This is a genomic window from Corynebacterium sp. LK2537, from assembly GCF_040946485.1.
Taxonomy (GTDB): Bacteria; Actinomycetota; Actinomycetes; order Mycobacteriales; family Mycobacteriaceae; genus Corynebacterium.
Genome location: NZ_JAYWLQ010000002.1, coordinates 19418 through 40333, shown reverse-complemented (window position 1 = coordinate 40333; position 20916 = coordinate 19418). Strand labels below are relative to the sequence as shown.

The following is a 20916-nucleotide window of genomic DNA, read 5'->3' as shown; positions in this document are numbered from 1 at the left end:
CTTCGCCATGTTGAAGGGCTTCAAAGACTTCATCCTCCGCGGTAACGTGATTGAACTGGCAATCGCCGTCATCATCGGCTCCGCTTTCACCGCCATCGTCACGGCCGTGACCGATTCCCTGATCCAGCCGCTCATCAACTCCTTCGGTTCCGCCGAGGTCGGCGGGCTGGCGTTCCAGATCAAGGCCGATGACCCGACCACCCGCATTGACCTGGGTGCCGTCATCACCGCGGCCATCAACTTCCTGATCATCGCCGCCGTGGTCTACTTCCTCATCGTCATGCCGATGAACAAGCTGGCCGAGGCCGCCAAGCGCCGCAAGGGCATCGACCCGGAGGAAGCCACCCCCACCACTGACGACCTGCTCATCGAAATCCGCGACCTGCTCGCCGCCCAGAACAACGTCGGCGACAAGGTCACCGGCCAGACCAGCGACCTGGCCGAAGAATCGACCGAGGGTCCGGGCAAGTCAATCACCGGTGATGATGCCGCCGGCAAGCACCGCGCCTAAGGATCGGCACTACAAGTTCTAATAGTGCGGCGGGATTTGCTCGCGGTAGAACGCTTCCCCGCGCGCCCCGTCCCCATCAGGACCTTCTAAGCTTTGAGGGCCGTCGTCTACTTCGACGGCCCTTTCTGCATCTGCGGAGCCGAACGCGGACACGAACGGGGGCCGGTCCGCCGTCCGGTCGTAGTCGGGGCTGTCGCTCGGGCGCACCGCGCGCCGCCGCTTGCCGCGCCGGGAGTGGGAATTCGTCATGGCTGGCTGCTGCTTAGTCCACCGAGTACTTCTGCAGCTGGTCGACCAGGTGGTGCACCAGCGGGGTCAGGGTCGCCATGCCGTCGCGGATGGCCGCACGGGAGGCCGCCACGTTGACCACCACCGTGGACCCAGACACGCCGGCGATGCCGCGGGAGGTGCAGGCATCGACAGCGCCGCAGGCCTGGCCGGAAGACCGCAGGGCCTGGGCGATGCCCGGGACCAGCTGGTCCAGCACCGTGCGGGTGGCCTCCGGGGTCTTGTCGCGCGGGCCCACGCCCGTGCCGCCGACGGTCAGCACCAGATCCACGCCGCCGACCACGGCGGTCTCAATCGCCTGGCGAATCTTCGACTTCTTGGAGCGCACCACCACTGCCCCATCGACGCGGAAATTGGCCTCGGCCAGCAGCTCCGAGCACAGGCGCCGGTTGTCTTCGGCATGCTGCTCGGGGTGGTCCGTCACGATGACGATCAGGGCGCGGCGCTGCGCGTTCATGGACTGTTCGCGCTCCTGGGCCAACAGGTAGGCATCGTCCGGCCCCGCGATGTCGCGGAGGCTGTCGCGGTTGCCGCCCCGCGGGGCGTCGGCGAGCGTGGCTGTGCGATCGGAATCGCTGGCGTCTACAGGCATGGTTCTCCTTAACGGTGGTGCGGCTTTGCGCTTTAATCTACTCGTTCGACAGCGTTACCTCTACCTGTCGCGTCTCCTCGCTGTCGGGATCCGCGACTTCCAAGGTCACGGTCTCGCCGAATTCCTGGGAACGGGTCGCCGCGATGAGCGTGTCCGAGTCCTCGATGAGGCGATCACCCAGGCGGGTGATGACGTCGCCGGCCTTGATGCCGGCTTCCGCGGCCGGGCTGCCCTCTTCGACGTTGACCACCGGCGCACCCTGGGTGAGGTTGCGCCCGTCGACCTGCACGCCCAGCATCGGGTGCTTGACCTCGCCGTTGTTGATGAGCTGATCCGCCATGCGCTTGGCGAAGTTGGACGGGATGGCAAAGCCCAGGCCGATGGAGCCGGCCTCCTGCCCCGACGAGGAGGACAAGGAGGCGATGACGGAGTTCATGCCGACGATGTTGCCGTTCATGTCCACCAGCGGGCCGCCCGAGTTGCCGGGGTTGACGGCGGCGTCGGTCTGGACGGCATCGATAAGCGAGGGCTCCCCGCCGGCCTGGGAGGCGCGCACGGGGCGGTTGACGGCCGAGACGATGCCGGAGGTCACCGTCGCGTTCAGCCCCAGCGGCGAGCCGACGGCCACGACCTGCTGGCCGACGTTGAGGTGATCGGAGTCCGCGAACTCCAGGTAGGGCAGGTTCTCGGCGTCCTTGATTTTGATGACGGCGACGTCGGTGTTGGCATCGGAGGCCACCAGCTCGGCCTCCTTGCGGGTGCCGTCGTTCATGGTGACCTGGATGCCGCCGACCGAGGAGCGCTCCGCGCCCTCGACGACGTGGTGGTTGGTCAGCACGTAGCCGTCCGGGGAGATGATCGAGCCCGAGCCCTCGGCCGCGCCGCCGCGGGTGACGACCTGGATCGCCACGACCGCGGGCAGGACCTTCTGGGAGACCTCCTCGATGGAGCCCTCGGCCGGCGCCGGGGCGGAGTCGTTGTTGGCGGGGCGGTTGAGGACCTCGTTGACGGTGGAGGTCGAGTCGTTGCTGCCGGACCCGCCCACGACGGCGCCGGTGATACCGCCCGCGCCCACGGCGACGACCAGCATCATGGCCAGCGCGGTGCCCAGGCCGACGGAGCGCTTCTTCTGCGGCGCCTCGGCGACGGCGGTCGGTGCCTCCGGCTGGCCTTGCGGTTGAGCCTGTGGCTGCTGCGGGGCTTGCGGATTGGCCTGCGCTTGGGGCTGGCCCCACTGCGCGTCGGCAGACTGCCACGTCTGGGTGTCCTGCGCGTCGGGGGTCCGCGGCTGGTTCCAGCCCTGCGACTGCGACTGGGGCTGCCCCTGGCGACCGTAGGGGCTCGACGAGCCGGTGGGCTCGGCGTTATGGGGATTGTTGTTGTTCATAGCCGTAGTATCCCTCCCTGACCTTTGGTGCCTCTGATACCCGACTGCAAACAGCTTAGGAGTATCTGGCAGGTTGCTGTATGGATTTCGATCTTAGTGACAAGTCCACAATTCGGCCAACCGCCCGGGCACGAGACTGTTGGTTGGGCTTGCCCCGAAACCGTTTACCGGGCGCACGGCTAGCGCTGGTTGAACCAGCGCTTGGCGAACTCGCGCCCGCGCCGCTCGGAGGCCGAGGACCCGTCCAGCCCGGCGGTCGTCTCCCCGGGGTTGAGCGCAGCGTCCTCGGTGTCCCAGTCCGTGTTGGGGGCGCTGCCCGGGAAGATGATTTCCATGCGCGTGCCGTGGTCGTCGGAGTCACCGACGGTGATGGTGCCCTTGTGGCGCTCCACGACCTGGCGCACGATGGCCAGGCCCAGGCCGGAGCCGGGCATCTTCCGGGCCTCGGCGGAGCGGTAGAAACGCTCGAAGATCTTCTCGCGCTCCGCCTCCGGGATGCCCACGCCGGAGTCGTCGACGCGCAGGCGCGCGGTGTGCTCGTCCAGGCGCTGCAGGCGCACGCGCACCATGCCGGCGGCCGGCGACCACTTGGCGGCGTTGTCCAGCAGGTTAAGCACCGCCCGGCCGAGGGCGAAGGGATCGCCGACCATCACCCAGGGCTCGAGGTGGACCTGGAATTCGACGTCGGGCCGGCGCCGGCGGGCGCGCTTGAGCGAGGAGGCCACGACCTTGTCCAGCGCGACCGGCTCCATCTCCTTGTCGACGGCGTCCTCGCGGGCCAGGTCCACCAGATCGCCGATGAGCACGGAAAGCTCCTGCATCTGGGCTAGGACGTCCGCCTCCAGCTCGGCGCGGTCCTGCTCGCTCAGGCTGTCCGCGGTGTTGGACTTGTTGAGCATCATCAGCAGCTCGATATTGGTGCGCATAGACGTCAACGGGGTCTTGAGCTCGTGGCCGGCGTCCGCGACGAACTGCGATTGCTTGATCCGGGATTCCTGCAGCGCGTCCAGCATGCGGTTGAACGCCACGGCCAGCTGGGCCATGTCGTCGGTGCCCACGACGGAGATGGGGCGCAGATCGCCGGTGCTGGCGACGTGGTCGATGGCGCGCTTGAGCCGCTGGATGGGGTGCAGGCCGGTCTGGGAGACCCACACGCCGCCGGCGATGGCCAGCAGGATCCCCAGAGCGAAGACGGCCAGCAGCACCGTGCCGACGATGTCGATGACGTTCTCGGTCTCGGCCCGGCTGTCGGTTAGCACGACCCAGGAGCCGTCGTTAGCGCGCAGCGAGATCGTGTGGAGATCCCCCTCCTGCTCCATGGAGAGGCCGTCCTCGGGTGGGACCTGGTCGTCGCCGTAGGTGGCGGCGTCGCCGGCCGGGGAGACGGTGAGCCGGGCCTCGGGGTGCACGGTCTTAAAGTGCTCAATCTCGTTGAGCAGGTAGTCCGGGTCCTGGTTGGCCTGGGTGCGCACGAGCATCGCCTGCGCGTGCGACTCCAAGGCCTCGTTGTCGGCGGCGCGCAGGCAGGCCGCCACGGCCCCGTAGGAACCGGCGCAGATAATAGCCGAGGTAACGGCCACGATCAGGCCGGTGAGAATAGCCAGACGCCAGCGCAGCGACGTGCGCGAGACCCACGGACGGGAGCTTCCCGTGTAAACCGTCGGTTCGTCTGAAAACTCGTCGGGCGGAGCGGAAGCCTGCGCCCGAGACACCGGCTTCCGAAAAATCACGGGGTGTTCTCTCGCAACACGTAGCCGACGCCACGGACGGTATGGATAAGCCGGGGCTCACCTTCGGCCTCGGTCTTCTTACGCAGGTAGCCGATGTAGACTTCCAGCGCGTTGCCCGAGGTCGGGAAATCGTAACCCCACACGCTTTCTAGGATCACGTCGCGGGCGAGCACCTTGCGGGGGTTTTCCAGCAGCAGCTGCAGCAGCGCGAACTCGGTGCGGGTCAGCGAGATCATGCGCTTGCCGCGCCAGACCTCGCGGGTATCCGCGTTGAGGTAAAGATCCTCGAAGGCCAGCTTGGATTCCTTTTCCGGCGTGGCCTGGATAGGATCGGCTGCCGCGCGCCGCGCCAGCGAACGCACGCGGGCCAGCAGCTCCTCGAGCGCGAAGGGCTTGGGCAGGTAGTCATCGGCACCTGCGTCCAGCCCCGCCACCCGGTCGGCGACACCGTCCCGGGCGGTCAGCACGAGAATGGGCCGCTTCCAGCCCTCGCTGCGCAGGGAGCGGCATACCTCGAGGCCGTCCATGTTGGGCATCATCACATCGAGGATCATCAGATCCGGGGATTCCCGGTGCACCGTCTCGACAGCTTCGACGCCGTCCCCAGCCAAGGCGACCTGGTAGCCGTTAAAGCTCAGCGAACGGCGAAGCGATTCACGCACCGGCTGTTCGTCGTCCACCACGAGAATTTTCATATCTCAATTATGTCCTAAGATGAGTCTTTCCAGAAACCCAGAAAGTAAAAGTAATTTTATTAAGGTTTGGGGCCCGATTAAGGATCGAACAGGGGTACACTCAGCTGCAAAAACAACGCAACGCGTCAGTAGCCCTTAGGGAATCTTAATAAGAAAAGCGCCCCGGCTACCCTTATTCGGGGTAACTCGGGGCGCGAGGGGCCGGCCAGTTAGCGGCCCAGCTATGTCGTCCTAAAAACTCTTAGAACTGCTCCACGTCAACCAGACCGAGCTTGGCGGCCTTGACCAGACGGCGCGGGATGCGCACGGCCTGGCCGTCGATGGTGACCTCCTGGAGGTCGACATTGTCGGCCTTCCACTGGGAGCGGCGCGAGCGGGTGTTCGCGCGGGACATCTTGAACTTAGGAGTTGCCATTTTCTTCTATCCTCCTTACGCGTTCTTCTTCTTGCGGCGAGCCATGCCACCGAAGCGCTGGTTGAAGCGCTCGACACGGCCGGCGGTGTCCATCACGCGCTGTGCACCGGTCCAGAACGGGTGCGACTCGGCGGTAACGTCGACCACGATGAGCGGGTACTCGTTGCCGTCCTCCCACTCAACGGTGCGATCGGAGGAGGCGGTGGACTTGGTCAGGAAGCGGGTACCGGTACCGGCGTCCTGGAAGACCACCGGGTGGTAATCCGGGTGGATATCTTTCTTCATGCGAATTCCCTCAGGGTTGAAACTTCGGGTCGGTTCTCCACTTTCACCGGGCCCATAAAACTAGGCCTAGGCGGCGGAGATCGTGCCCGAGTTGGGTTTTCTAACGGACAAACAGCTACCGTCGAGCAGCACCCGAGCGATAGCAACTCGGACTATATTACAGCCGACCTGCCCTTTTCCCAAATCTCGCCCGCGCCAACGCTACGGGTGGCCACAGCAGCCACAGCCACCCCGGCAACCACGCCCGGAAAGCGGGCTTCGCCACGCGAATTCCGTGCCGAGGGCTTAAGATTATTCCCAGCACGCCGGGCGTCCCCAGACAGGGCGAAAATATAGGCGGAGATATAGAGGTATAGCGCCCCCACTGTCCCCGCACTCCCCTACTGCCCGGAACCGCGCAAGGCCCCACGCGGGGCGCCAAGTATGGCTCGCACGAGGCGATTAGGAAATTCGGGCGCGAGAAGGTAAGGTTTTCCCTTGCTGTTGTCACAATGTACGTTTACGCCCCGTCTACTGCAATGAAACGGCGTGATTTTTTAATCGCTCATCCTCACATTCCGAGCGGAGTAAGCCTTCTAGGCACTCGATCACGTGGTTTTAATTAGCCAAGATGTGGGCGGCTAGGAGAAAGAAGACCCATGTCGGCTATTTGCCAGGTAACGGGCCGCAAGCCGCAATTCGGCAAGCAGGTCTCACACTCGCACCGCCGCACCTCGCGCCGTTGGAACCCCAACGTGCAGCGTCGTCGGTACTACCTGCCCTCTGAGGGCCGTACCATCACCCTGAATGTCTCTACCAAGGGCATGAAGATCATCGACCGCGACGGCATCGAGTCCGTCGTCGCCAAGATCCGAGCACGTGGGGAGAAGATCTAAAGATGGCACGTAACGATATTCGCCCGATCATCAAGCTTAAGTCCACCGCGGGCACCGGTTACACCTACGTGACCCGTAAGAACAAGCGCAACAACCCGGATCGCATCACTCTGAAGAAGTTCGATCCGATCGCCCGCAAGCACGTCGAATTCCGCGAGGAGCGATAATCAATGGCTAAGAAGTCCAAGATCGCTAAGAACGAGCAGCGCAAGGAAATCGTCGCCCGCTACGCGGAGCGTCGCGCTGAGCTCAAGGCAATCATCAAGAACCCGAACACCTCGGACGAGGACCGTTTGGAGGCACAGTTCGAGCTGAACCGTCAGCCGCGCGACGCTTCCAAGTCCCGCATCCGTAACCGCGACGCCCACGATGGTCGTCCGCGCGGTTACCTCCGCAAGTTCGGCCTGTCCCGTGTCCGCATGCGCGGCATGGCTCACCGCGGTGAGCTGCCGGGCGTTCGTAAGTCCAGCTGGTAAAGGGGAATTGCAACAATGAAGCGCAATAACCACAAGAAGTTCCGGATGGAGCAGACCCGCCGTCCGAAGAAGAACCCGTTGAAGGCAGAGGGCATCGAGAAGGTGGACTACAAGGACACCAAGATCCTCCGTCTGTTCATCTCTGACCGCCACAAGATTCGTTCGCGTCGCGTCACCGGTCTGACCCCGCAGCAGCAGCGTCAGGTTGCTACCGCGGTCAAGAACGCTCGCGAAATGGCTCTCCTGCCGTTCACCACCCGCTAAACACTAAGTAGCAGGGTTTCAACAGCGCACTTTTGCCGCTGGCAAGTGTGACACGGTAAAAGAATCTAACCAACGCCGTCGCCGGCACCCCGCCACTCGTGGGCCTGGGGTCGCCGCGGCGGCGTTTGGTTTTCTCCAGCCCCGAGCCAACGCCGGGCCGGCCCCGCTAACCGTTAGACTGGAGGGTAATTGACCCTGCCCACACTAGAGACAGTCCCTGCGAAGGAAGGCGCGTTGCTTATGGCCTTGCACCCCTCACTTACCGAGCTCGCCGAAGAGGCGGGACGCTGCGAGTCACTGCCCGCCGCCCGCGGCATCCTGGCGGAGTCCCATGAGCTGGCCCGCAACGCCCTCCACCACCGCGAGGACGGCCAGGAGCTGGCAGCGTGGTATTCCCGCGTCGTCCACGGCGTGGTCTACTCCCCCGCGGTCGATTCCCCGGTGCGGCTGACCGGCCCCATCGCCCGCGGCGATGGCCTGCCCGGCCTGCCGGTGGACTACCTGGGCCCCGCCAACGCGGACTTGGACGACCTGCTGTCTTCCGTAGGCATCGAGCCGCGTGCCGTGGAGGACGCGGCTATCTACCGCGCCGACGCGGGCCTGCCGTTGCCGGAGGAGGCATCGGCAGCACTCCTGCGCCAAGCACTGGGCACGCAGCCGCCGGCGCTGCAGTTGGTCAACGGGCTGCCGGACCCGGATGCCGCCGTGGACATTCATAACTTCCTGCTCGTGCCCATCGCCTCCCTCGCCCGCTGGGCCGCCCCCGCGCCCCGGCCGACGGCGGACCGGCTGGCCATCGGCGCGGAAAAGCAGCTGATTACTCCCGCCGAGGGCGAGGCGCTGTCGCTGGCGTGGCGCACCGGCCTGGAACTCTACCTGCGGGCCTGGCTCAACCACGCGGGCACCGCACAGCAGCGCCTGGCGGACCTGCCGCCGTTGGACCGCACGGCCTACGGTTCGGCGTGCCGCACGGTGTCGGCAATATTACAGGGCATCGCCGCCCGCGCGACTTAGCGCGTTGGCCTCTAAGATATAAGGTTGATATGTTCTTTGGTTCTTTGATGTCCGACCCTCAGGCGAACAGGAAGGTGTGGTAGGTCTATGGCTGGTGCAGTTGGCAGGCCGCGGAAGAATTCTCCGCGTCGTCGGGGTAGCACCGCGCGCGAAGAGATCCTGGATGCCTCCTCCGAGCTGTTTACCACCCAGGGCTTCGCCACGACCTCGACGCACCAGATCGCCGAGGCCGTGGGCATCCGCCAGGCCTCGCTCTACTACCACTTCCCGTCGAAGACCGAAATCTTTTTGACGTTGCTGAACTCGACCATCGAGCCTTCCCTCGACCTGGCCGACGACCTCGCGCAGCTGGAGACCACTCCGGAGCTGCGCCTGTGGGCGCTGGTGGCCGCGGAGTCCCGCCTGCTGCTCACCAGCGGCTGGAACGTCGGCCGGCTCTACCAGCTGCCGGTGGCAAACTCGGAGGAATTCGCCGAGTACCACCAGTCCCGCGCCCGCCTGGAGCACCATTTCCAGACCTTTGCTGCGGCGCTGGTCGGCGACGACGACCCGCGCACCACCTTGCCGTTCCACATCGCGCTCTCGGTTATTGAGATGCGCGGCAACGACGGCACTCCCCCGTTTTTGGCCTCCGACCAGACCATCCCGGACACCGCCGTCATGCTCGCCGATGCCTCCCTGGCCGTCCTCGACGCCGCCCTCCCCGACGACCGCGTCGCAGCCACCCTCAAACTGCTCGAGTCCCGCTCGGACTCCATCTCCGCGGCCGCCGCGGCTGCAGCCGACCGCCGCAAGAAGAAAAAGAAGCGCTAGGCCGCAGGCCCCTCGACGACCCGGCGGGTTTGGATCTCGCCCTGGAACCAGCGGGCCACGGCGCCGGACAACAGCAAACTGCCCACCGCGGTGTGCGCCAGGAACGGCAGGGTGAACATCACCCAGTCCGCGGCGCCGACACCGACCATCACGAAAAGCTCCACCACCGCGAAGCCGAGGGCGGCCACTGCCAGCACGACGTTCTGTCCGCCGCGCTGCGGGTAGAGTACGTCCTGGATAACGCGCAGAGACCACAGGATGTTGACCAGCACGAAGACGGCCAGCACCAGCAGGTAGAAGCTGGTCAAGGAGCTGTCTAGGACCGTCGCGAACTCGTCCAAGAAACCGCCGCCGGAATAGGCGCTGCTGCGGGCGCTATCGACGGCCGAGACAATCGCCATCAGCACAAAGCCCAGCGTCATCACCGCCGGCACCACGGCAGCTATCCCCAGCACGATCTTCACCACGCCCGGCGCCAGCTTGAGGCGGGCCAGCGGACGGCCCGTGGGCTCGAGTTCTTCGACCTTGCGGGTCTCGATGGCGAAGGTCGCCAGCCGCGGTGCGGGATGCTGCGGCTGCGGGAACTCGCCGTGCTGCGCGAGGTAGATAAGGTCGCCGATGCGCATGGGCTGGGCCGCGCTATCCGCGAGCTGCGGCGTCGTACTTGGCGCGCAGGCGCTCCTGGCCCAGAATGGTCCGGTCGGTGGCGGCCTCGTGATAGCGGGGATCGGACATGCCGGCGCCCTGCTCCTCGAGCGCCTGCAGCGCGGCGCTGAGCTCGGCGGCCAGCTGGTCCGAGGACTCGGTGTTGTTCAGACCCAGGCTTTCGTAAAAATTGTAATGCTGCGTCATGCTCGTGGTGCGTCCTTCCCTAGCGGTAGTTCTTAGTCCAGACTAAGGGTGCTACCCTCCGCCGCCCTAACCCGGGCCGTGCCAGGCCTAGGAAGCTTGGGCGGCCGAGTCGGTCTTCTCACCGGTCAGCTCGTAGATCAGATGGTCGAGCTGCTGCTGGGCGGTTTCATAGGTGCCGTCCTCGGGCCGCGAGAAGATCGCCATGCCCAGCTCCTGCCCGTCCACCTTCACGTGGCCGAGCTGCACGACGCTGTAGAAGCCGTCATCGTCCGGGCCCCATCCGCCTTTGATGGCCGCGCCCGGGAGGGCGCGCAGCCCGTAGTCCTGCAGCGGGTCCGGGGTTTCCATGGCCTCGATGACCGCGTCGGCATCGTCCAGGCGCGGCAGCTGCGCCGCGAAGGCGGCCTGCTGCTTGAGCCCCCACTCGGTCTGGCCGAAGGGCGTGAACCCCTCCTTAGTCATCTTGCCCTGGACCTCCGTGACGGTGTCGCCGCCCTCGCGCAGCACCGCCTGGGTGCTGTCCACGGCGGTCTCGGCGACGCCCAGGCTGACCCAGAGCGCCTGCGCGGAGTCATTGTCGGAAAACGTAATGGCCGCCTCCACCAGGGCCGGATCCGCGGTGCCGGCCTGGCAGGCGGCGATGGCGATGGGTACCTTGGCCGTCGACCAGGCCGGAAAGCCCGTGGTCGTGCCGGCGCTGATGACCTCTTTGCGGGTAGCCACGGCGACCCCGGCGTCGCCGCCGTATTTCTTGGTGGCGGAGGCCACCGCGCGCTTCAGTGCCTTCTGGTTGATGCCGTCCGGGAATTTCTCGACGCGGGCCGTCGTCGTGACCCGCGTCTTCGTCGGCGGGGCCGAGTTTTCTCCCCCGCCGGTGCTGCTGCAGCCGCCCAGCAGGGCGCTGGCGACGAGCGCGCAGACGGGAACGGCCCAGTGCTTGGTCATGAGATATTCACCACCGCGCCGTTACCGCCGCGGCAGGTCACCGCGTTTGAGTTGCCCGTGCACTGCATCTTGTACCACTGCCCCGTGACCGGGCTGTAGGCCTCCACCGGGGTGTTCGGGTTGCCGGACTGGGAGTAGGCAGAGGTGAAAGCGGAATAGACGGAATCCGCGAAGGCGGCGGAGGTCTCCTCACTGCCGGGCGCGGCAGAGCTGTACTGCCGCGGCGCCGGCACCTCCTGGGTCGGTTCACTGTCACGGGGAGTCGGGTCCGCCGCGGCCGCCCGCGTGCTGGAGCGGCTAGAGGAAGGCTCCGACTGCGCGGAGGAGCGCGCCGAGGAGCTAGCAGAAGAGCTGGCGGACGAGGTCGCGGACTTCGTCGACGACGCCGAGCTGCTCGTTTCCGCGGAATCCTCTGCCTCAGTCGATGAGCTGGCCGCGGGCGCGGGGGCGGGCTCGTCCTCGTCGGTGGAGGACATGCCCAGCCACCCGCGCTGGAGGCTCAGCGCGGCCACGACCGCCACCGCGATGATGACCGCGAGTATGCCGAAGGCGCCGACAAGGGCGCCCCGGCCCGGGGTGCGGCGCGGCTTGTCCTCCGCGCCGACCACCGGTAGCTCCGCGGTGACCGGCTCGGCGGGGTTATTCCCCGCGCCCGGCCCCGCGCCTTGCGTGTGCGCCATGTTTCTCCCTTGTCTAGGTCTGCGATTAGTAAATCTAACACGTACCTAGCGCCCGGGCCTGGCTTGTCGACACAACAGGCCGCGGGCGCGGTGGGAGTAGGCGGCGCGGCCTAGTGGGCGAAGTGGCGGGTGCCGGTGAAGTACATCGTCACGCCGGCCTCCTGGGCGGCGGCGATGACTTCCTCGTCGCGGATGGAGCCGCCCGGCTGGACCACGGCGGTCACGCCGGCATCGATGAGCACCTGCAGGCCGTCGGCGAACGGGAAGAAGGCATCGGAGGCAGCGAAGGAACCGCGGGCGCGCTCCTCCCCGTCCTCGCTCAAGGTGTTGGCGCGCTCGACGGCCAGCTTGGCCGAGTCCACGCGGTTGACCTGGCCCATGCCCACGCCGACGGTGGCGTTGTCGCGAGCCAGCAGGATGGCGTTCGACTTGACCGCGCGAACGCTGCGCCAGGCGAACTCCAGCTGGGACAGGGCCTCGGAGTCGAGCTCCTCACCGGCGGCCAGGGTCCAGTTCTCGGCCTGGTCGCCCTCGGCTTGGTAGGCGTCGACGTCTTGGACGAGCACGCCGCCGGAAATCGGGCGCTCCTCCTCGGCGGCCTCGTCGCGCTCGGCGCGCAGGATGCGCAGGTTCTTCTTGGTCTGCAGCAGCTCCAGGGCATCGTCCGCGTAGCTGGGGGCGATGACGACCTCGGTGAAGACCGGCTTGATCTGCTCTGCCATCTCCAGGGTGACCTCGCGGTTGGCGGCGATGACCCCACCGTAGGCGGACATCGGGTCGCAGGCGTGGGCGGCCTTGTGCGCGGCGGCGATGTTCTCATCGTCGGCGCCGATGCCGCAGGGGTTGGCGTGCTTGATGATGGCCACGCACGGGCGATCGTGGTCCCAGGCGGCGCGCCAGGCGGCGTTGGCGTCCTGGTAGTTGTTGTAGCTCATCTCCTTGCCGCCGAGCTGCTCGGCGTTGGCCAGGCCCTTGCCGTCGCGGTTGCGCACCACGCGGGCGGCCTGGTGCGGGTTCTCGCCGTAGCGCAGGGCGGTCGTGCCGGAATCCGCGTCCGCGCCCTGGGCGCGGAACCAGCCGGAAACGTCCGCGTCGTACTGGGCGGTGTGGGAGAAGGCCTCGGCGGCGAGCTGGAAGCGCTCCTGCTGATCGAAGCCGCCGTTGGACAGCGCGTCGATGACGGAGTCGTAGCGGTTCGGGTTGACCACGACGGCGACCGAGGCGTGGTTCTTCGCCGCGGCGCGCACCATGGACGGGCCGCCGATGTCGATTTTTTCGACGCAGGCGTCGTAATCCGCGCCGGAGGCCACCGTCTCCGCGAACGGGTACAGGTTCACCACGACCAGCTGGAAGGGCTCGATGTCCAGGTCCTTGATCTGGGCGAGGTGGTCTTCCTTGCGGGTGTCGGCCAGGATGCCGGCGTGCACGCGCGGGTGCAGCGTCTTCACGCGACCTTCCAGGCACTCCGGGAAGCCGGTCAGCTTCTCGACCGGGGTCACGTCGATGCCCAGGTCCGCGATCCGGCTGGCGGTGGAGCCGGTGGAGACAATCTCCACGCCGGCGTCGGCTAGGGCGCGAGCCAGGTCTTCCAGCCCGGTCTTGTCGTAGACGCTAATCAGCGCGCGTTTGATGGGCTTGCGTTCATCGCTCATGGATTAGTCTTGCCTTCCTGACAGAAAAATAGACACCAAAATCTAGCAATCAAAGGTTATGCCGCCGCCGGCGGCGGCGTCCGCGTCACGCACCGCAGCGCGCAGCACGCGGACGATCAGCTGCCGTTCCACGACCTTGATCCTCTCGTGGAGGCTAGCCTCGTCATCGTCGGCCAGCACCCGCACGGGCTCCTGGGCGATGATCGGGCCGGTGTCCACGCCAGCATCAACGTAGTGAACGGTGGAGCCGGTGACTTTCACCCCATACGCCAACGCATCCCTAACACCGTGCGCGCCTGGGAAGGCGGGCAAGAGTGCGGGATGCGTATTAATAATGCGGCCGGCAAACTGGTCGAGGAATTCCTTCCCCAGAATCTTCATGAAGCCGGCGGAGACCACCACGTCGGGCTGGCCCACCGCCGCGGCGAGCGCCTCGTTCCAGGCCGCGCGGTCCTCGCCCAGCGAGACAACCTCGCTAGCGATGCCGGCCGCCTCCGCGCGTTCCAGGCCCGGACAGGGCTTGTCAGCGACAACCTTGTCCACGCGGCAGGACTCGTCCTGGGAGTCCAGAATCGCCTGGAGCAAAGAACCGGTACCGGAGACCAGCACCACGACGCGCAGGGGCCCCGATGCCGCGGCGTCAGTCACGCCCGCCGGCTGGGCCCGATTGTCGGAGTCAATGAAATCAACAGAAGCATCTGCGGGTGAAGTCACGCCTAACAGACTAGCCCCAAAGGGTAGGCTCGCGGAACTTTCAGTCCTTTTGACTTCCCCCGCGCGTCACCCCATCAACGGACTCGGCGGCCGTATCCTGCGAGCCCGCGGCCTCTTCTTCCCCAGCCTCGGCCGCCTCAACCGGTTCCGCAACCTGCTCGTCCGCATCCTGCCCGGACTCAACCTGCCCGGCACCCGGGTCCTCGGCGTCGATGACCTCGACGGCATCGTCGAGCTGGGCCGGGTCCGCCGCGGCCGCTGCGTCTTCGACGTCGCCGTCCTCCTCGGCCGCCTCGGAGGCTTCGACTACCTCGGCTTCTTCGTCCTCCCCGGCAACCTCGGCCGTGGCGGCAGGCTCTTCAGCGTCGTCCGCCCCGGCAGCGTCCACAGCGTCCGCGTCGGCAGGTTCCACGTCGACAGCGTCTGCGTCCGGGGTGGCGGCGGCATCGGCAGCCGGCGTGGCAGCCGGTGCGCTAGCCGGGCCGGCGGTGGCGCGGCGGTTTTGCCACAGCGCGATGCCCCAGGCGGCCAGGCCGATGGCCAGGACCCAGACGACGGCCAGGGCGCCGGCCATGGCGACCATGATGCCGGTGGAGCCGTAGACGCCGACTTCGCCGGTGCTAAACGCGGCGAGCAGGGCCACGGCAAGGCCGGCCAGGACGGAGGCCTCCACCGCGGTCCGCGGGCTGGGGGTCTTGCCCCGCCACGCCCACGCGGCAGCTCCGCCGGCCAGGACCGGCAAAACCAGGGCCCAGGCGGGCGCGCTGCCCGGGATAACACCCAGCAGCGGCAGCGGCGGCAACGGCACCAGGTGGATGCTAAACAGCGAAACGCTGGCCTGGCCCATGTGGAACTCCGCGCCCAGCAGGTTTGCCCCGGCCGCCAGGGCGGCGTTGGGCAGGTAGAGCAGGCTCAGGCCGTAGAGGGCGGCCGCACCGGCAGCGGGCAGATCCGGGTAGGAGTTTAGGATTTCCCCCTGGCGCTGCCAGCCGAACAGGCCGACGACCAGCAGCACGGCCAGGCCGGCCACGAGCAGCGCCCCGATAAAACGGAAGGCGACCTGGGCGCTAGCCACCACCGTGACCGGCAGGCCGTAGCGCTTGAGCAGCGCGGTCCACAGGCGCGGGCCCATGCCGAGTGCGAGCGCTACCAGGTGGATGACCGCGACCCGCAGCACCGCGACGGCCACGTTCGGGGCGGACAGGTCGTAGACCTTGCTCGCGTCCCAGAGCATGAACCAGGCCACGAGCGTTATTAGGACCGGCACGCCCACGGCGCAGGCCAGCAGCAGCAATAGGTCGTTGACGCTGACCTTGTGTTTAACCGCGCGGTGGATGCGCCCGGCCAGCAACCACACCAGGCCGATGGTGGGCAGGAAGGGCAGCACGGAGATGGTGTTGCCGCCGGCGTGTACCGGCACGAGGTTAATGACCATCCAGGCCTCGCCGATGATGGAGGGCAACCAGGCCAGCGGCGCGCTCGAGAGCAGGACCGCGGCCAGCGCGATGACCACGATGGTGCCGACCACGGCCAGGTTCGGCACGCCGACGGTTAGCAGCATGCGGATGAGGCGGGCCTTGGTGCCCGTCGCCTTGGGCGCGGGGCGGGACCGAGCTTGCGCACCAGCGCGGGAAGCCACGCGGGCAGCCGGCTGGGTGGCGCTGGAGGGGCTGGTGCGTCCGCGGGCCTGGCTGCGCGGGCCCGACGACGACCGCGAGTGGGGGCTGGTGTTCTTATTCATCGCCTCTACCTTGCCACGCCACCGGCGCCTTTTCGGGTTGGCACGGCCCACCGCTGGCGAATCACCCGCCCCGGCGAATCCCCTACCCCGGCGAGCCCGCACCGGAGGATGCCGCGGGGTTCCTATATATACTGTATTTATATACTGTATTAACCCTCATGTTGAACTTTAGAGATTTCCGTATCTATCAGGTTTCCCCGCGTTCCTGAAAAGGTGGGAAGGAAAGCTAAATACCGCCCCAGTTTCCGTGCGCCTGACGGCACCGGTAGTGTTACGGGAGGGACGGAAGTCATCTGCGCCAAGAACGCACCCCCGCCAGTGTGACCTAGAAATTTACTGCACTGACGTGTGAAAACCCCCTCACGGCGGTTTTATAACATCGATTTAGCTTGCTTGGCCTTGAACGAACCGCTATTGTTACCAGACGTTGGTAACAAGAAGGTCACAATCGTGTAACCTTGAGCGAGATTAAGTAACGCGGGAGCAGCGTTGCGCGATTTAAGACAAGTACGGGAAGAAGTTTAATGCGAAGCAAGACCCAGCGAGCTGGCGTGGGACGCCACCGCAAGACCACTACCTCGCAGACTGCCAAGGGCCGTATCGCCCTGGTGACCGTGGCTGCCGGTGCGGCCTCCACTGCGGGCGTAGGTGGCGCCGCAGCTGCCCAGCTGCAGGCTAACGCCGATCAGGAGACCAAGGCGCAGAGCGTCGACTACGACCTGACCACGGATTCCAACGAGCTGGCCGAAAACGGCGCAGCCGCCGTGGAAAACGCCGCCCCGCAGATCCTGGCTATCGCCGAGTCCAAGCCGGTCGACAACCTGTCGGAGCAGCTCAACAAGGCCATCGAGGCCGCCGACGCCCGCATCGCCGCGGACGCCGCCTCCCGCGCCCCGTCCATCGTGAAGCCGGCCGAAGGTGCCTACACCTCCGGCTTCGGCGCCCGCTGGGGCGCCATGCACAACGGCATCGACCTGGCCAACGCCATCGGTACCCCGATCGTCGCAGCTATGGACGGCATCGTCATCGACTCCGGTCCGGCCTCCGGCTTCGGCAACTGGATTCGCATCAAGCACGAGGACGGCTCCATCGCTGTCTACGGCCACATGGAAACCCTCGACGTCGCCGTCGGCGACCAGGTCCACGCCGGCCAGAAGATCGCCGGCATGGGTTCCCGCGGCTTCTCCACCGGCTCCCACCTGCACTTCGAGATCCACCCGGACGGCAACACCCCGGTCGACCCGATCCCGTGGTTCGCTGAGCACGGCATCAACATCTCCTAAAAGCCGCTAACTTCTTTCCAACCCGAGGCCCCTCGCTGCAACGCGCAGCGAGGGGCCTTTGCGCTACCCCCAGGCACCACCCCCACGTTCGCCACATTAAAAACATTTGCAACTTTAGTCCCGATTACAACACGCGTAACACGCTGGCATGTTCGACTATTTTCGAACAGAGTTGGCCTTCTACCTGCTCTTTTTGGCGTTGCGCTCCCCCGCCAACCGGGCTAACTTTTACTTCGTTGCCATTCGGCGACCGCGCCGGCCTCAAGCGCCGGGCGGGCCCTAGCGGTACTGCCCGCTGACTGGCTTGCCACCACTTACCCTCATGTTGTTAAAGGACGTAGTCTATGAAGTGCACTCATCGCGCCCGCCGGGCGGCTGTGGCCGGTGCCCTGGCACTGACCACCGGCCTGGCTGCCACGCTTGGTGCCACGGCCGCCAACGCCGCTCCTGCGGCGACGGTGAACGTGTCGGACGGTTCCTCCGAACCGACCGTTAGCGACGTCAACCACGACGCCCTCACCGATGCTCTCTTCGGCCTCGCTAAATCCACTACCCAGTTGTTCAACGGCACGATCACCCCGTCCGTCAACCAGACCGAGGCAGGGCTCAACATCGTCCTCGACCCCGCGGCCGTACCGGGCCTCGAGGACGCCTTCACCCCCGAGGGCGACCACTCCGGCCTGAGCGCCACTCACTCGCAGGACGCCAACGGCAACACCGTCGTGTTCCCGACCACCGGCACCCTGACGTCTGGCTTCGGCTCCCGCTGGGGCGCTATGCACAACGGCATCGACATCGCCAACCCGGTCGGCACCCCGATTTACGCTGTCATGGACGGCACGGTGATTTCCTCCGGCCCGGCGCAGGGCTTCGGCAACTGGATCCGCATCCAGCACGACGACGGCACCGTGAGCGTCTACGGCCACATGGCCGCCAGCTCCCTGCTGGTGGGCGTCGGCGAGCGCGTCACCGCCGGCCAGCAGATCGCCTCCATCGGTAACGAAGGCGTGTCCACCGGCCCGCACCTGCACTTCGAGGTGCATCCGGGCGGCGGCGCCCCCGTGGACCCGATTACCTGGTTCGCGGAGCGCGGTATTTCCGTCTAGAGCTTTTCCATGGGAAGTCCGCCAATCAGCATCAGGCGGACTTTCCCGGCAGAGCCGAAATCCACGGTGACGGTCGCCCGCGCGCCCGAACCGTCGGAACTAATGACCGTTCCCAGGCCATACTTGGCGTGGTTGACGCGGTCGCCCACGGCCAAATTCAGGTTCTTGTTCTTCGGCATGGACGTAGCAGCCGCCGGCTTTTTCCGTTGCGATGGGGAAGACGCAGCGGAGCCGGACTTGCGCGACCAGCCGGACCAGGACGAACCGAAATTGCGCCCGTACTGATAGCTATCATCACCCCACGCGGAGTTGAGGGAGCTATCGTTTTCCTCCCGCCGCCAGTCGATGAGATCCTCCGGGATCTCGGCGAGGAAGCGACTGGCGGGGTTGGTCATCGGGTTGCCCCACGAGGAACGGATGATGGCGCGGGTGACGTAGAGCTGCTCCCGCGCGCGGGTAATGCCCACGTAGGCCAAGCGCCGCTCTTCGCTCAGCTCCTTCGGATCGCCCAGCGAGCGCATGTGCGGGAACTGCCCGTCCTCCCAGCCGGTGAGGAAGACGACTGGGAATTCCAGGCCCTTGGCCGTGTGCAGAGTCATCAACGTGACCACGCCGGTGTCTTCGTCCGGGATCTGGTCGGCGTCGGCGACCAGGGAGACCTTTTCCAAAAACGCCTGCAGGGAACCCGGCGCGGCCTGCCCGTCGTCGGCCGGGTCGGCCTCCGGCGCGGCATCGGAGCCGTCGAAGGCCATCTGGTTGGCCGCTTCCGAGGAAAACTCCCGCGCCACGGAAACCAACTCGTTGAGGTTGTCCAGGCGCGCGCCGTCCTGCGGGTCGTTGGAGTTTTCCAGCTCAGCCCGGTAGCCCGTGGCATCGAGCAGCAAGGAAATCAGCTCGCCCAAGTCGGGCTGTCCGGTGACCTGGTTGGTCATGCCCGGCAGCTGGGCCTGGATGCCGTCCATCATCTCGGTGAACTTACCCACCGCGTTGACCGCGCGGGTGCCCAGGCCGTTTACTTGGCCGGCCGCCCCGTCGAGCAGGGCCTTGCCGAAGCTGACCCCGAGGTTCTCCGCGTGCAGCGCGATCTGGGCCTGGGCCTTGTCCCCGATAGCGCGCTTGGGCACATTGATGATGCGCCGCAGGCTTACCGTGTCGTCCGGGTTGTCCAGGATGCGCAGGTAGGCCACGATGTCACGGATCTCCTTGCGCTCGTAGAAGCGCGTGCCGCCCACCACGCGGTAGGCGATCCCGGAGCGGATGAAGATATCCTCCAGCGCGCGGGAGGCGTTGTTGGTGCGGTACATGATGGCGATGTCGTTGAGGTTGCGGCCGCCGTCGACCAGCTTGTCGATCTCCGCGGCGATGAAGCGCGCCTCGTCGTGCTCGTTGTCCGCGACGTAGCCGATGATCTTCTCGCCCTCACCGTGGGCAGTCCACAGGTTCTTCTCCCGCCGGTTTTCGTTCTTGGCGATGACCGCGTTCGCCGCGTTCAGGATGGTCTGCGTCGACCGGTAGTTCTGCTCCAGCAGAATGGTCCTAGCCTGCGGGTAGTCCCGCTCGAATTCCTGGATGTTGCGGATGGTGGCCCCACGGAAGGCGTAAATGGACTGGTCCGAGTCACCGACCACGCACAGCTCCGGCGCCGGGACCGCCTGCTCCGGGGTATCCTGCCCGTCGCCCGCGGCGGCGCCGTTGCCCTGCCCTACCAACGCGGCGACGAGCGCGTACTGGGCGTGGTTGGTGTCCTGGTACTCATCAATGAGCACGTGCCGGAAGCGGCGGCGGTAGAACTGCACCACCTGCGGGTGCTGCTGGAAGATCCGCACGACCTCCCCGATGAGATCATCGAAGTCGACCGCGTTCGCCGCGCGCAGGCGGCGCTGGTATTCCGCGTAGACCCCGACGACGGTCGTGTCGAAGGGGTTCTTGGTGGCCGCGGCCTGCTCCGCGGCGCGCTGCGGGCCGATGAGCTCGTTCTTGTAATTCGAAATCTGGTTGGCCAGTACCCGCGGGGTGAACTTCTTAATATCCAGCTGCTGGTCCTTGGCGATCATGGACAGCAGGCGGCGGGAATCATCCCCGTCGTAGATGGTGAAGTTGGTATTCAGCCCCGGCACCAGCTGCGCCTGGGCGCGCAGGATCCGCACGCAAATGGAGTGGAAGGTGGCCACCCACATCCGCTCCGCGACGGGCCCGACCAGCTGGCCGACGCGCTCCTTCATCTCCGCGGCGGCCTTGTTGGTAAAGGTAATGGCCAAAATCTCCCACGGCGCCACGTTCCGCGAGCGCATCAGGAAGGCGATCCGGCGGGTCAGGACCGCGGTCTTGCCGGAACCGGCGCCCGCGACGATAAGCAGCGGCGAGCCGGTATGAGTCACCGCCGCGGCCTGCTGCGGGTTCAGGCCCTCGACGAGCGGGTCTACGGCAGGCTGCGGGGCTTGGCCGTCCGGGGAAGCGGCCGCGGGCGCGGCGGGCCGGCCAAAAGGGTTGCGGTCTGCGGGCTGGGAAAAAGGCGAGGTCTCATTCATGATGACTACCAACCTACTAGCCGGCCCCGACACACAGCCGAGCGGAGTTACTTTTTGGCTGCCCAGGTGG

Annotated in this window: 23 protein-coding genes; 9 read left to right on the top strand and 14 right to left on the bottom strand. The window is 66.4% G+C overall.

Features of this window, described 5'->3' with window-relative positions:
* The first annotated feature begins 7 nt into the window (after nucleotides 1-7).
* Nucleotides 8-511: a large-conductance mechanosensitive channel protein MscL gene (gene mscL, locus VVS03_RS03120; RefSeq protein WP_368519482.1), complete on the top strand. Its 504-nt coding sequence runs from the start codon at nucleotides 8-10 to the stop codon at nucleotides 509-511.
* A gap of 262 nt (nucleotides 512-773) precedes the next feature.
* Here mscL and VVS03_RS03115 read toward each other — a convergent pair whose 3' ends face one another.
* The 6 genes from VVS03_RS03115 to VVS03_RS03090 all read right to left on the bottom strand — a co-directional run bounded on the left by VVS03_RS03115 (nucleotide 774) and on the right by VVS03_RS03090 (nucleotide 5903).
* Nucleotides 774-1391, bottom strand: coding sequence for a molybdenum cofactor biosynthesis protein B (locus VVS03_RS03115; protein WP_368519481.1), 618 nt, complete (start codon nucleotides 1389-1391; stop codon nucleotides 774-776).
* Nucleotides 1392-1428: 37 nt separating this feature from the next.
* On the bottom strand, nucleotides 1429-2778 hold the full coding sequence (locus VVS03_RS03110) for a S1C family serine protease (protein WP_368519480.1): 1350 nt from the start codon (nucleotides 2776-2778) through the stop codon (nucleotides 1429-1431).
* A 179-nt stretch (nucleotides 2779-2957) separates the two neighbouring features.
* Nucleotides 2958-4508 (bottom strand): ATP-binding protein, encoded by a 1551-nt coding sequence (locus tag VVS03_RS03105; RefSeq protein WP_368534127.1) that lies wholly within the window; start codon nucleotides 4506-4508, stop codon nucleotides 2958-2960.
* Nucleotides 4505-5203: a response regulator transcription factor gene (locus VVS03_RS03100; protein ID WP_368534128.1), complete on the bottom strand. Its 699-nt coding sequence runs from the start codon at nucleotides 5201-5203 to the stop codon at nucleotides 4505-4507. Before VVS03_RS03100 ends, VVS03_RS03105 begins: the two co-directional genes overlap by 4 nt.
* A 241-nt stretch (nucleotides 5204-5444) precedes the next feature.
* A complete protein-coding gene (gene rpmF / locus VVS03_RS03095) occupies nucleotides 5445-5618 on the bottom strand; it encodes a 50S ribosomal protein L32 (protein ID WP_368534129.1) in 174 nt (57 codons plus the stop codon).
* A gap of 15 nt (nucleotides 5619-5633) precedes the next feature.
* Nucleotides 5634-5903 carry a type B 50S ribosomal protein L31 gene (locus tag VVS03_RS03090; RefSeq protein WP_290225415.1) on the bottom strand — a complete coding sequence of 90 codons (270 nt, stop codon included), beginning with the start codon at nucleotides 5901-5903 and terminating at the stop codon, nucleotides 5634-5636.
* Between the two features lie 638 nt (nucleotides 5904-6541).
* On the opposite strand from VVS03_RS03090, the gene rpmB reads away from it, so the two are divergent.
* The 6 genes from rpmB to VVS03_RS03060 all read left to right on the top strand — a co-directional run bounded on the left by rpmB (nucleotide 6542) and on the right by VVS03_RS03060 (nucleotide 9345).
* Entirely contained in the window at nucleotides 6542-6778 is a 237-nt protein-coding gene (gene rpmB, locus VVS03_RS03085; protein WP_070767892.1) for a 50S ribosomal protein L28, read from the top strand.
* Nucleotides 6779-6780: 2 nt separating this feature from the next.
* A complete protein-coding gene (gene rpmG, locus VVS03_RS03080) occupies nucleotides 6781-6945 on the top strand; it encodes a 50S ribosomal protein L33 (RefSeq protein WP_005279910.1) in 165 nt (54 codons plus the stop codon).
* A 3-nt stretch (nucleotides 6946-6948) separates the two neighbouring features.
* Entirely contained in the window at nucleotides 6949-7254 is a 306-nt protein-coding gene (rpsN, locus tag VVS03_RS03075) for a 30S ribosomal protein S14 (protein ID WP_070767893.1), read from the top strand.
* A 15-nt stretch (nucleotides 7255-7269) separates the two neighbouring features.
* Complete coding sequence (gene rpsR / locus VVS03_RS03070; protein WP_368534130.1) at nucleotides 7270-7518, top strand: 30S ribosomal protein S18; 249 nt, start codon at nucleotides 7270-7272, stop codon at nucleotides 7516-7518.
* A gap of 240 nt (nucleotides 7519-7758) precedes the next feature.
* Nucleotides 7759-8532, top strand: a complete 774-nt coding sequence (locus VVS03_RS03065) for a putative nucleotidyltransferase substrate binding domain-containing protein (RefSeq protein WP_368534131.1) — start codon at nucleotides 7759-7761, stop codon at nucleotides 8530-8532.
* Between the two features lie 87 nt (nucleotides 8533-8619).
* Entirely contained in the window at nucleotides 8620-9345 is a 726-nt protein-coding gene (locus VVS03_RS03060) for a TetR/AcrR family transcriptional regulator (RefSeq protein WP_368519476.1), read from the top strand.
* On the opposite strand, the gene VVS03_RS03055 is transcribed toward VVS03_RS03060, so the two are convergent.
* The 7 genes from VVS03_RS03055 to VVS03_RS03025 form a co-directional block, all read right to left on the bottom strand.
* Nucleotides 9342-9971 (bottom strand): hypothetical protein, encoded by a 630-nt coding sequence (locus VVS03_RS03055; protein ID WP_368534132.1) that lies wholly within the window; start codon nucleotides 9969-9971, stop codon nucleotides 9342-9344. The two genes, VVS03_RS03060 and VVS03_RS03055, sit on opposite strands and share 4 nt — an antisense overlap.
* A gap of 13 nt (nucleotides 9972-9984) precedes the next feature.
* A complete protein-coding gene (locus VVS03_RS03050) occupies nucleotides 9985-10197 on the bottom strand; it encodes a hypothetical protein (protein WP_368534133.1) in 213 nt (70 codons plus the stop codon).
* 87 nt (nucleotides 10198-10284) lie between these two features.
* Nucleotides 10285-11142, bottom strand: coding sequence for a hypothetical protein (locus tag VVS03_RS03045; RefSeq protein ID WP_368534134.1), 858 nt, complete (start codon nucleotides 11140-11142; stop codon nucleotides 10285-10287).
* Nucleotides 11139-11822, bottom strand: coding sequence for a hypothetical protein (locus VVS03_RS03040; protein WP_368519473.1), 684 nt, complete (start codon nucleotides 11820-11822; stop codon nucleotides 11139-11141). The genes VVS03_RS03045 and VVS03_RS03040 overlap by 4 nt, the downstream gene beginning before the upstream one ends.
* 110 nt (nucleotides 11823-11932) lie before the next feature.
* On the bottom strand, nucleotides 11933-13474 hold the full coding sequence (gene purH / locus VVS03_RS03035) for a bifunctional phosphoribosylaminoimidazolecarboxamide formyltransferase/IMP cyclohydrolase (RefSeq protein WP_368534135.1): 1542 nt from the start codon (nucleotides 13472-13474) through the stop codon (nucleotides 11933-11935).
* Between the two features lie 42 nt (nucleotides 13475-13516).
* Complete coding sequence (purN, locus tag VVS03_RS03030; RefSeq protein ID WP_409338390.1) at nucleotides 13517-14188, bottom strand: phosphoribosylglycinamide formyltransferase; 672 nt, start codon at nucleotides 14186-14188, stop codon at nucleotides 13517-13519.
* 40 nt (nucleotides 14189-14228) lie between these two features.
* Nucleotides 14229-15929, bottom strand: coding sequence for a DUF6350 family protein (locus VVS03_RS03025; protein ID WP_368534136.1), 1701 nt, complete (start codon nucleotides 15927-15929; stop codon nucleotides 14229-14231).
* A gap of 524 nt (nucleotides 15930-16453) precedes the next feature.
* Between VVS03_RS03025 and VVS03_RS03020 the strand changes: the two genes are divergently transcribed.
* Together VVS03_RS03020 and VVS03_RS03015 are read left to right on the top strand one after the other, a co-directional pair.
* A complete protein-coding gene (locus tag VVS03_RS03020) occupies nucleotides 16454-17212 on the top strand; it encodes a M23 family metallopeptidase (protein WP_368534137.1) in 759 nt (252 codons plus the stop codon).
* A 344-nt stretch (nucleotides 17213-17556) separates the two neighbouring features.
* Nucleotides 17557-18318, top strand: a complete 762-nt coding sequence (locus VVS03_RS03015) for a M23 family metallopeptidase (protein ID WP_368534138.1) — start codon at nucleotides 17557-17559, stop codon at nucleotides 18316-18318.
* Here VVS03_RS03015 and pcrA read toward each other — a convergent pair.
* The gene (gene pcrA, locus VVS03_RS03010) at nucleotides 18315-20846 is read right to left on the bottom strand and encodes a DNA helicase PcrA (protein ID WP_368534139.1); all 2532 of its coding nucleotides are present in this window, start codon (nucleotides 20844-20846) and stop codon (nucleotides 18315-18317) included. The genes VVS03_RS03015 and pcrA overlap by 4 nt on opposite strands.
* Between the last annotated feature and the right edge of the window lie 70 nt (nucleotides 20847-20916).